This is a genomic window from Uniformispora flossi, from assembly GCF_049534875.1.
GTDB classification, from domain to species: Bacteria; Actinomycetota; Actinomycetes; order Streptomycetales; family Streptomycetaceae; genus Yinghuangia; species Yinghuangia aomiensis.
The window spans coordinates 54,936-64,973 of the sequence record NZ_JBMULZ010000032.1; the positions used below are offsets into that span (position 1 = coordinate 54,936).

The 10,038-nt window shown below is 72.7% G+C and carries 6 protein-coding genes; 5 read left to right on the forward strand and 1 reads right to left on the reverse strand.

The features are described from left to right. Positions 1-65: 65 nt before the first annotated feature. Positions 66-626, forward strand: coding sequence for a UGSC family (seleno)protein (locus ACPA54_RS37595; protein ID WP_423536843.1), 561 nt, complete (start codon positions 66-68; stop codon positions 624-626). Next, positions 623-1,747, forward strand: coding sequence for a hypothetical protein (locus ACPA54_RS37600; RefSeq protein WP_423536845.1), 1,125 nt, complete (start codon positions 623-625; stop codon positions 1,745-1,747). Before ACPA54_RS37595 ends, ACPA54_RS37600 begins: the two co-directional genes overlap by 4 nt. A gap of 2,218 nt (positions 1,748-3,965) precedes the next feature. Here ACPA54_RS37600 and ACPA54_RS37605 read toward each other — a convergent pair. Then, on the reverse strand, positions 3,966-5,951 hold the full coding sequence (locus tag ACPA54_RS37605; protein WP_423536847.1) for a serine/threonine-protein kinase: 1,986 nt from the start codon (positions 5,949-5,951) through the stop codon (positions 3,966-3,968). 386 nt (positions 5,952-6,337) lie between these two features. On the opposite strand from ACPA54_RS37605, the gene pucL reads away from it, so the two are divergent. The 3 genes from pucL to ACPA54_RS37620 all read left to right on the forward strand — a co-directional run bounded on the left by pucL (position 6,338) and on the right by ACPA54_RS37620 (position 9,930). Beyond that, positions 6,338-7,237, forward strand: a complete 900-nt coding sequence (pucL, locus tag ACPA54_RS37610) for a factor-independent urate hydroxylase (RefSeq protein ID WP_423536849.1) — start codon at positions 6,338-6,340, stop codon at positions 7,235-7,237. Between the two features lie 35 nt (positions 7,238-7,272). After that, positions 7,273-8,103 carry an IclR family transcriptional regulator gene (locus ACPA54_RS37615; RefSeq protein ID WP_423536851.1) on the forward strand — a complete coding sequence of 277 codons (831 nt, stop codon included), beginning with the start codon at positions 7,273-7,275 and terminating at the stop codon, positions 8,101-8,103. Between the two features lie 537 nt (positions 8,104-8,640). Further along, positions 8,641-9,930 (forward strand): citrate synthase, encoded by a 1,290-nt coding sequence (locus tag ACPA54_RS37620; protein ID WP_423536853.1) that lies wholly within the window; start codon positions 8,641-8,643, stop codon positions 9,928-9,930. Positions 9,931-10,038: the final 108 nt, after the last annotated feature.

The following is a 10,038-nucleotide window of genomic DNA, read 5'->3' on the forward strand; positions in this document are numbered from 1 at the left end:
CCGCGGTTCCGGCCGTCTCCCGGAACCGAGGCCCCGAACCCGCTTCCCGAGGGGGGAATCTGACCATGGGCAGCACCTCCGCCCCGCGCCGCCTGCGCGTACGGCTGCCGGTCGCCCGTCCGCCGCTCGACGTCGGCGCACCGTCCTTCACCGTGGACGGCCCGTTGCGCGGGCGCACGGTCGGACTGCGCCACGAAGGCTCGTGGCGGTCCTGGATGCTGATCGTCGATGCGTGGCAGCGTTATCTGCTCGACGACGGCGCTCGTCCCGACATCCTGGTCGCCAAAGGCCGCGTCGGCGACGAAGGCAAACGCACCCGCAAAGACGTCGACAAGTGGGCCAAGCGCGTCGACTGCGGCGTCTCCGGACTCGGAACCTGCGGCTCCTGCACCTCCAACAGCGTCAGCGACGCCGTCGCCCTGGAGAAACTCCGGCGGCCCGCCGTCGTCGCGGTCTGCGAGGAATTCGAGACGCACGCCCGCAATATGGCGTCGTTCCTCGGGCATCCCAGCCTGAAAATCCTCGTCCTGCCGTATCCGCTCGAAGGCCGCCCCGCGGACGAACTCGCGGGCATCGCGGCCGAGTACTACCCCAAGTTCGTCGAACTCCTGGGAGCGACCCGATGAGCGGCGGCAAGACCGGCGGCAAGACCGGCGGCAAAACCGCCGGGAAGGGCAGCAAGAGAGCTGCCGCATACGAACTCACCGCGCCCGTCCTCGAACTCGACGACGACGGCGGCATGGCCCTCTACGAAGCCTCGCTCGACGGCGGCTGGGGCGACGGGGCACCGCTCCTCGCCGCCACCGACGACCGGATCCACGCGCTGCTGGCGGCCACGCCGTACCCCGGCGACCACGTCATCGGCGCGCTGCCCCCGCGGCACGGCCTGGCGACCGTCGAACTCGTGGCGATCAACGCCGCGATGGCCGGGGTGGAACCGGCGGCGTTCCCCTACGTCATCGCGGCACTGGAGGCGCTGCTGGTGCCCGAGTGGAACGCGGTCGGTCTGACCACCACGACGTCCAGCGTCTTCCCGATGCTCATCGTCAACGGGCCCGCCCGCGACGACCTGCGTATCGACTACCGGGCGGGCTGCCTCGGCGGCGCGGCCGGGCGCGGCTCGATGACGATCGGCCGCGCGGTCGCGCTGTGCCTGCGCAACATCGGCGGGCAGCGGGCCGGAGAGACGTCCCGCACGGTCTTCGGCCAGCCGGCCAGGTTCGGGCTGTGCTTCGGCGAGTGGGAGGAACGCTCGCCGTGGCCCACGCTCGCCGAACGGCGCGGCTTCCGCACCGACGACGAAGTGGTGACCGTGCACGGCGGGAAGGGCGTGTTCCCGTTCGCGGACGTCAACAACGACCACCCGCGGGACCTGGCCTACGCGATCGCCAAGACGGTCGCATTCCCGCTCAACAACTGGTTCCTCGAACTCACCGGTGAGAGCGGCCAGATCGTGCTCCTGATCAACCCGATGTGGGCACGCCGCCTCGGCGAGGCGTTCCCCGACCCGGCGGACTTCCAGGAGTACGTGTGCGAGCATGCCTGGCAGCCCATCGACGCCTTCCGTCCCGGCAACGCGGACGTGCTCACCGCCAAAGGCCGCGTGGACGACAAGGGACGGGTGGCGCTGGCCGCCCGGCCGGACCAGTTCGTGCCGGTGGTGTGCGGGGGCCTCGGCGGACTGCACGGGGTGGCGCTGACGACATTCGTGCAGAGCGAGATGCAGAGCGCGCGGGTGGTGCGGTAGGCCGGACGGCGAGCGACAGCGCAGGGGACGCAGACAAATCGCGCGGTGATCTCCTCGGCTGTCGGGGTGATCAATAGCATCGCCATTCATGGTGCGGCTTTCTGACCCCGGCGTCCTGGTTTCGTCGGCCGACGCCGCGGGTCGGCTGGTCCAGCGACTCCGTGTGGCGGACTGGTTCGTGCGGCACGGGCCGGATGGGGACGAACGGCGGAATGAACGGCGGGCGGTCGCCGCCCGCGCGCGGAGGTACGCGCTCTTGCGCGCGGAGCAGAGCGTGCTCCAAACGATGCCTGCCGATGCGCCGGACCGTGGCCGCAGGGAGGCGCGCTCCCGGGAGATCAACGACGAGATCGCCGAGGGGCGCCTCCACCACGCCATGCAGGCCGTTGCCCGAGCCGACGCGGCGTCCGTACCGAACGCCACGGCGACGCAGCAGGACCGGGACGCCTTCAGGTCGTACGGCGACCAGGTCGCAGCGGCCTACCGCGGGGGCAGCCCGGCTCCGCAGTTGACTTTCACGTACTCGGAGGGCCGCGGCTTGGCGGTCCGGCCCACGGCGGGCCGGACCGGCGGTCCCGCAAGCACGGCCGGCCCCGGCCCCGCGCCGTCGCAGGCGCCCCAGGGACGGCCGCAGGCGCAGCAGAGCGGCGCGACGCGGCCGGCACCGGCCGCTCAGCCGGCACAAGGTACGGGGCCCGCCGAGCCCGCGGCCCGTCCCCCGAGAGACGCCGGCCGGACCGCGGCCGGGACTCCCGGGGCGCAGCCGGGAGGTCCTGCGGGACCGGCACGGCAGCAGAACAGCCCGGGTCGGGCGGGGGCGGGTAGGCCTGCGACGCACCCGGGTCGCCCTGCCGAGCAGGGGCAGTCAGGGCCGCAACCGCAACCGCAACGGCGGTCGCGGGCCGGTGCGACCGGGGCGCAGCCTGCCGGGTCGGCGATGCAAGGGCCGCGGGGCCCGCAGGCCCAGGGTCGTACACCGGCAGGTGCACCCAGGGCGCAGCCACAGCAGGCGCCGCAACCGCAACGGCCACCGCGGGCACAGTCGCAGCAGCCTGCGCCCGCGGCGTCTCCGCAGGCCGGTGCGACCGGGGCGCAGCCCGCCGGGTCGGCGGCGCAAGGGCCGCGCGGCCCGCAGACCAGTCAGGGTCGTACACCGGCCGGACCACCCAGGGCGCGGACCGGTAGGTCCGCGGCGCAGCCACAGCAAGGGCCGCAACCGCAAGGGCCGCCGCGGGCACAGTCGCAGCAGCCTGCGCCCGCGGGGCGGACGCGCGCCGCCGCGACCGGGGCGCAGCCCGCCGCCGCGGCGCAAGCGCCGTCGCGACAAGGCCCCTCGGTGGCTCGCTCGCCTCAGGGCGCGGCTCGGACACGGGCCGGTGCGGCCGCGGCGCAGCCGGGAGCCCAACCCGCGGTGCAAGGGCAGCAGCCCGGTCAGGGCCGGACGCGCGCCAACACGCCGCAGGCTCCGCGCCGGGGGATTGTGGCGTGGGCGCAGAACCGGGCAGCCCGCAACGACCGTCCTTGGGCGCCGCACAATCGCGCGCCGGCACCGCAGTACGTGCCGTTGCCGCAGCGGGGTGCGCAGCAGCAGGGCCGGCCGATGCTTCCTCCGCAACCGGTGGCTCCCCGTCGGCCGGCTTCGCCGCAGCAGCAGGCGCGGGCTGCCGCAAACGACCGCCCTTGGGCGCCGCAGAATCGCCCGCAGGCGGTCCAGGCCGCGCCTCGGCCGACGGTCGCGCGGGACACCGCCGCACCGGGTATGGGCGCGCCTCGAGCGCGCGCACGCAGTGCGGAGACACCGCCTCCGGCCGCGATGCCGCAAACGCCTCCCACGCGGGGACAGGAAACCCGAGCCCCCCAGAGGGGCGACAACGGACAGGCACCGGAGAACCGGTCGGGTTTCTGAGCGGGCCTCGGCCTGCGCGCCATGGGAACGCGGCCAGGCCGTGTCCGGTGGATGTGGGTCTTCGTACCCTTACGCGGTCTGGCAGCGCATCCGCGCCCGGCGGGCCTCGCAAGGCGGCGTTGCAGGCCCTTGCGCGTACGAACGAATACGAGCTGCGGGCCGCGCCTTGCGATGCACGGCACCAGACGGCGTGAGGGGCGCGAATGTCCACCAGACACGCCCTGGGCCGTGTCCGGGACATCCCTCATCGGAACGGAAAGAGGCGGCACGCTCGCAGACTTCGCTGCGCGCGTGCCGCCTCTTCGTGCCGGCTCAGACCTCCGGCGTACGGCCGCGGTCCTTGACTGCCAGCGCCAGCACCAGGATGCCCGCCAGGCCGCACACCAAGGCGATGCCGGGGAGCACGTAGCCCATGACCGGGTTCTGCAGGTCGCGCCAGTCGCCGTCGATCAGCCGGTAGACGGCCAGTCCCGCGGACGTGAGGCCGACGAGGGCGATGACCGCGTACCAAATCGCGTCTTTGGCTTCGCGTTTCGCGGGAGCCGCGGTCTCGGCGGGGACGGCGTTCGGGAACGGCGTCGGGTAAGCCGCCGGCGCGGCGGCCGCCACGTTGCGCGGGGCGACGACCGTGGGGTCGGCCACGGGCGCTTCCCGGCGCGGCGTGGGGACGGCGGCGGGCGCCGGCGCCGCGGCGGCCGCGGCTTCGGACACGAGGCGCGGCTTGAGGAGCTGCGGCTGGTCGAGCGGGCGGTCGACGACGACGGTCGGGGCGGCGGCCGGCGTCGCGGCGGCCTTGGCGCCCTTGCCGGGCTTGTTCCCGTTCCCGCTGCCGTTGTCCGACGCCGGCGGGGACTTCACGACGACCGTGGGAGCCGCCGGGTCGTCCTTGGCGGCGTCGGTGTCGTCCTCGCCGGTGGGCTTGTCGGCCTTGGCGCCGGTCGCCTTGTCCGGTCCGGGGGCGGGCAGCGTCCCCGCGGGCTTCGCGCTCCCGGCGTCGGCAGGCGACTCGGCGGCCTTGCCCTTGCCCTCGCCCTTGCCCTGGTCCGCGGGGCGCGTCTGACGCGGAACCACCGGGGTCGCCGCGGGAGTTGCGTCGCCGTCGTCGTCCGCGTCGCCCTTCGCCGCGGAGGCTGCCGCAGCTGCGGCCGGGACGGGGATGGCCACCTTGGTGGTGTCGTTGGCGCCGGCCTTGGGCGAGGACTTCGCGTCCGCCCCCTTGGCAGCGGACGGAGAGGGCTTCTTCGCGGGGCTCTTCGCGGCGGCCTTCGGGGCTTCCTCGGCGGATCCTTCGGCGGCGTCGTTCGCCGGACCGCTCGCGGACTCCGTCGCGGCGGGCTTTGCCGCGGCCTTCCCGGCGTCCGACTCGGGCGCCTTCGCGGTGGTCTTCTTCGCCGCGCTCTTCGCGGCGGGCTTCGCCGCCGGCTTCGGGGCCTTCTTCGCGCTCTCCGCCGCGGCGTCCGCGGCCGTCTTCGTGGCCTCGGCCACCGCCGCCCGTATCGCCTTGGGCAGCCAGGCCGTGCTGGTGGCGTCCTCGCCGTCGAACAGTTCGGCCAGTTCCGCGGCGGAAGGCCGCGCGTCGGGGCGCTTGGCCAGGCACTTGGCGACGATCTCGACGAGGTCCTCGGGCAGGCCCGCCAAGTCCGGCGCGCTCCGCAGGACCTTCTGGGCGAGCGCCGGGCCGGTGGTGTCGCCGTATGGGGCGACCCCGGCCGCCGCGCACACCACGCCCGCGAGCGCGAACACGTCCGTTGCCGGCCGTACGCCGCCGCCGGTCGCCTGCTCGGGTGCGGGCAGCGCGCTCGACGCGTCCGCGCCGAGCATCGCGGATATGCCGAGGTCGGTGATCTGCGGGCCGTGTTCCGTCAGTTGTACGGTGGCCGACGACAGACCCTGGTGCGTCACCTTCGCCTCGTGCACCGCCGCCAGCGCCCGCGCGAGCGCCGTGCCGAGGGCCCGCAGCGACTCCTCGGGCAGCGGCCCGTGGTCGCGGACCGCGTCCGCGAGCGTGATCCCGGGCGCGTACGCGGCGGCCAGCCACGGCGGCGTGCCGTCGGCGTCCGCGTCGAGGACCCGGGCCACGTGGGCGCCGTCCACCGCGCGCACCGCGTCGGTGGCCTTGCGGAACCGGCCGAGGAATTTCGCATCGGTGGCGAGATCCGGCCGGACGAGCCGTATGGCGACCGTCTCCCCGTCCTCGTCCGCGCCGAGGAACACCGCGCCGAGCCTGCCGTCGCCGAGCCGCGCGGAGAGGCGGTACCGGCCCACGACCCCCGGGTCGCCCGGTTTGAGTGCTTCCATTGCCGCCGTCCTCCCGCACATCCGCTGACAAACCGTCAAGAACCAACCGGCAATTCGCAAAAAACTCGGCAAACGCGCAGGTCGGGTCCCTGGGGTGTGCGGCAGCCTACCGTCGGACGCACTTGGGGGTTCGCGCCGCGGCGGTCCACCACACCCGCCCGCAGGCAGTGACGCGCGGCAGCCCCCAAGCCGTTGCAGCCAGAACGTTTTTGTGACGTCGGCGAGGTAACTCGCGCGTTAAACCGTCGTTGCGTTCGCGTGTGGACGGGTGACTCCTGGCGGATTGTGCCGGAAGGGGTCTTTGACCGCCCCCCGGCCGGGCAATAGCTTCGCAGCGTTGCGGCCCTGCGACGCGACGTGGCACGGCTGGAGGGAGTTGGCGGCGGATGGGGATCGTGCTGGGGCCCAACCGGTACGGCAAGGCCGAGGTGCGGCTGGTGCGGGTCGTCCGGGACGACGCGACCCACCACCGGCTCGCCGACCTCACCGTGTCGATCGCGTTGAGCGGTGACCTCGCCGCGACGCATCTGGTCGGCGACAACGCGCATGTGCTGCCGACCGACAGCATGCGGGCCCTCGTCTTCGCCTTCGCGCGCGAGGAACCCGACGAGGAGCCGGAAGAGTTCGCGTTGCGGCTGGCCCGGCACCTGACGACGGCCTACGAACCCGTCCACACCGCGCAGGTGCGCATCCACGCCCACCCCTGGGAACGCATCGCCGCCGCGGAAGGCCCCCACCCGCATGCCTGGACGCGCGCCGCGGGCAGCCGGTATGCCGGTGCCGTCCGGCATGCGGACGGCGGCGAACAGGTCGTCTCCGGGCTCGACGACGTCACCGTGCTGAAGTCCACCGGCTCGGAGTTCCACGGCTTCCTCACCGACCGGTACACGACCCTGGAGCCCACCGACGACCGCGTACTGGCCACGTCGGTGTCCGCCCGCTGGCGGCACGCGGCACGACCCGAGGAGAGCGATCCCGGGGCGGACTGGACTGGCTCCTACGAGGCCGCCCGCACCACGCTCCTGCGCACCTTCGCGGACACCCACAGCCTGTCGCTCCAACAGACCCTCTACGCCATGGGGAAGGCCGTCCTCGCCGAGCAACCCCGGCTTGCCGAGGTGCGGTTGGAACTCCCCAACAAGCACCACTTCCTCGTCGACCTCGCCCCGTATGGACACGACAACCCGGGTGAGGTGTACTACGCGGCGGACCGGCCGTACGGCCTGATCGAAGGCACGGTCCTGCGCGACGATGCGATTCCCGCGATGCCTGAACTGCCCTGGTAGGCCTGATAGGTGACGACGGAGGGGGATCCGGTCCGATGCCCGACACCATCGTGGAAAAGCGCCTGCGGGCGCAACAGGTGCCCGCACTGCCCGAGATATCCGGAACGGCGCCCGGCGGCGGACCCGGCGGCGTCCAATCGATAGGGCGGGCCTTCGAACTCCTGGAGCGCCTCGCCGACGCCGGCGGCGAACTCGGCCTCAGCGAACTCGCCTCCGCCACCGGCTTGCCGCTGCCGACGATCCACCGCATCATGCGCACCCTCGTGGCGGGCGGCTACGTCCGCCAGGAGGCGTCCCGTCGCTACGCGCTCGGCCCGCGCCTGATCCGGCTCGGCGACAGTGCGAGCCGGATGTTCGGGGCGCGTGCGCGGCCCTTCCTGGCCTCCCTGGCGGACGCGACGGGGGAGACCGCCAACCTGGCGCTGCTGGACGGCGACGAGGTCGTGTACGTCGCCCAGGTGCCTTCCCGGCACACCATGCGGACCTTCACCGAGGTCGGGCGGCGCGTCCTGCCGCACAGCACGGCGGTCGGCCAGGTGCTGCTCGCGCAGCTGCCGCCGGACGACGTCCGGGCGCTGCTCGCCCGCACCGGCATGCCGCGGCTCACCGCCGCCACGGTCACCGACCCCGAGGCGTTCGTCGCGCAGCTCGCCGACGTCGCGCAGCGCGGCTGGGCGGTGGACGACGGCGAGCACGAGGACGGCGTGCGCTGCCTCGCCGCCGTGGTGCCCCACCCGACCGCCCGCGCCGCGGTCTCCGTCTCCGGCCCCGTCGCCCGGCTCGGCGGCGAGGCGCGCGACCGCATCGCACCGGCGCTGACCGTCGTCGCGGGGCGCCTGGCGGCGGCCTTGCGGGACGAGGCGTAGGCGGCCACCGGGGGCCGTGGGACGGCCGCTACCGAGGTGGACACGGTGCGTGGCGGACGGACTGCACACCGTTCCGCGCAGGCTTCCGGCCGTCTCGGCGGGCAACTGTTCAGGTGGCCGCGCCGCGCCCATGCCCCCGTTCCGCGCCGACGTGCCATGCATCACCACCGATCCGTGTGTACGAGCCGAGTTGGCACGCTCGGTCACCCTGGGTGTCGGCCGATAAACCGACATCGCACGAGTGGTCGCGGTCGTCGGCAAGGCATAGCGTGGGCCGGAGTCGGACCACTGCCATGCGGTTCGCACAGGTTGATCCGGCACCGCGGGGTAGCGCGGACGCCGTGTGGGCATCACATATATGTGACGATCCGTCACGTGATGTGGCTCACGGTTTATTCCGTGTGACGGGAGCCGGTTGCGGCGCGGCATTGTGCGCCTGCTATTCGTACTGGTGCACACATGTCACAACAGCCGGGGCCGACCGGACACGATCCGGACGGGTGTCGGAACCTGAGCCGAGAAATAGGGGACCCAGCCATGAGCGGAGACTCGGTAGTACTGCGCTATCAGGGAAACGAACACACGTATGACGTTGTCGAGGGCACCATCGGCGACAACGCCATCGACATCGGGAAGCTGCGCGCGCAGACCGGCCTGGTCACGTACGACGGCGGATTCGTCAACACCGCGTCGACGAAATCGGCGATCACCTTCATCGACGGCGAAGAAGGCATTCTTCGGTACCGCGGCTACCCGATCGAGCAGCTCGCGGACCAGGGCAGCTTCCTGGAGACGTCGTACCTGCTGATCAACGGCGAACTGCCGAGCGCGACGCAGCTCGAAGACTTCCGTACCGAGATAACGAAGCACACCCTCCTCCACGAGGACGTGAAGCGCTTCTACGACGGCTTCCCGCGCGACGCCCACCCGATGGCCATGCTGTCGTCCGTGGTGAGCGCGCTGTCCACCTTCTACCAGGACAGCCACGACCCGTTCGACGAGGAGCAGGTCCACATCTCGACGATCCGGCTGCTGGCCAAGCTGCCGACGATCGCCGCGTACGCGTTCAAGAAATCCGTCGGCCAGGCGCTGCTCTACCCGGATAACTCGCTGGACTACGTGCAGAACTTCCTGCGCCTGACGTTCGCGGTGCCGTCCGAGGAGTACAAGGCCGACCCGGTCATCGTCTCGGCCCTCGACAAGCTGTTCATCCTGCACGCCGACCACGAGCAGAACTGCTCGACGTCGACGGTGCGCATGGTCGGCTCCAGCCACGCGAACCTGTTCGCGTCGGTGTCGGCCGGCATCAACGCCCTCTGGGGCCCGCTGCACGGCGGTGCGAACCAGTCGGTGCTGGAGATGCTGGACGCCATCAAGGCGGACGGCGGCGACGTCGACGCGTTCGTGCGCAAGGTGAAGAACCGCGAGGACGGCGTCCGCCTCATGGGCTTCGGGCACCGCGTCTACAAGAGCTTCGACCCGCGCGCTCAGATCATCAAGAAGGCCGCGGACGACGTCCTCAGCCGCCTGGGCAAGCGCGACGAACTGCTGGACATCGCGCTCCGCCTGGAGGAAGTGGCGCTCAGCGACGACTACTTCGTGTCGCGGAAGCTGTACCCGAACGTGGACTTCTACACGGGTCTGATCTACCGGGCGATGGGCTTCCCGACCTCGATGTTCACCGTGCTGTTCGCGCTCGGCCGGCTGCCCGGCTGGATCGCGCACTGGCGCGAGATGATCGCCGACCCGGCGTCGAAGATCGGCCGCCCGCGGCAGGTCTACACCGGTGTCCCGATCCGCGACTACGTGCCGCTCGGCGCCCGCTGAGGGACCGTTTCGCCACGGAGGACGTGAACGCCCGGTGGCCGGGTGGGACCCGCGGGTCCCCCCCCGCACCCCGGGGTGGGGGGGGGGGGGCGGGGGGGCCGGGGCCGA

Excerpts from the sequence above, each read along its gene's own strand:
- ACPA54_RS37595 (WP_423536843.1), top strand. The coding sequence starts at position 66 with ATGGGCAGCACCTCCGCCCCGCGCCGCCTGCGCGTACGGCTGCCGGTC.
- ACPA54_RS37600 (WP_423536845.1), top strand. The coding sequence starts at position 623 with ATGAGCGGCGGCAAGACCGGCGGCAAGACCGGCGGCAAAACCGCCGGG.
- ACPA54_RS37605 (WP_423536847.1), bottom strand. The coding sequence starts at position 5,951 with ATGGAAGCACTCAAACCGGGCGACCCGGGGGTCGTGGGCCGGTACCGC.
- pucL (WP_423536849.1), top strand. The coding sequence starts at position 6,338 with ATGGGGATCGTGCTGGGGCCCAACCGGTACGGCAAGGCCGAGGTGCGG.
- ACPA54_RS37615 (WP_423536851.1), top strand. The coding sequence starts at position 7,273 with ATGCCCGACACCATCGTGGAAAAGCGCCTGCGGGCGCAACAGGTGCCC.
- ACPA54_RS37620 (WP_423536853.1), top strand. The coding sequence starts at position 8,641 with ATGAGCGGAGACTCGGTAGTACTGCGCTATCAGGGAAACGAACACACG.